The sequence below is a fragment of the Burkholderia sp. IMCC1007 genome (assembly GCF_027257875.1).
Taxonomy (GTDB): domain Bacteria; phylum Pseudomonadota; class Gammaproteobacteria; order Burkholderiales; family Burkholderiaceae; genus Burkholderia.
Genome location: NZ_JAPVQY010000138.1, coordinates 1 through 551 on the forward strand (window position 1 = coordinate 1; position 551 = coordinate 551).

Below are 551 nucleotides of genomic sequence, written 5' to 3' on the forward strand. Positions count from 1 at the left end.
CCGCCGCCGGCGCGGCCGCGCATCGAGCTGTTCGGCGCGCGCGGTGCGGGCGGTGCGCCGGCGGCGAGCGGCAATCCCGGCAGCCCGTATGCGGCCAACCTTTCGAGAAAGCAGGAGGCATGACCGCAGTGCAGAAGATCAAAGTGTTGTGCGTCGACGACTCGGCGCTGATTCGCAGCCTGATGACGGAGATCATCAACAGCCAGCCCGACATGACGGTGTGCGCGACCGCACCCGATCCGCTGGTCGCGCGCGAGCTCATCAAGCAGCACAACCCGGACGTGCTCACGCTGGACGTCGAAATGCCGCGCATGGACGGGCTCGACTTCCTCGAGAAGCTGATGCGGCTGCGGCCGATGCCGGTCGTGATGGTGTCGTCGCTGACCGAGCGCGGCTCGGAGATCACGCTGCGCGCGCTCGAACTCGGCGCGGTGGATTTCGTGACGAAGCCGCGCGTCGGGATCCGCGACGGCATGCTCGACTACGCGGAAAAGCTCGCCGACAAGATTCGCGCGGCGTCGCGCGCCCGCGTGCGGCAGGCGCCGCAGCCG

Annotated in this window: 1 protein-coding gene and 1 pseudogene; both read left to right on the plus strand. The window is 69.1% G+C overall.

What is annotated here, in order from left to right:
- Positions 1-123 (plus strand): annotated as a pseudogene (locus tag O1Q03_RS39930) (chemoreceptor glutamine deamidase CheD); the annotation flags it as partial.
- Positions 120-551, plus strand: a 432-nt coding sequence (locus O1Q03_RS39935; RefSeq protein ID WP_269511648.1) for a response regulator, incomplete at its 3' end; no start/stop codon positions are given. The pseudogene O1Q03_RS39930 and the gene O1Q03_RS39935, both read left to right, overlap by 4 nt.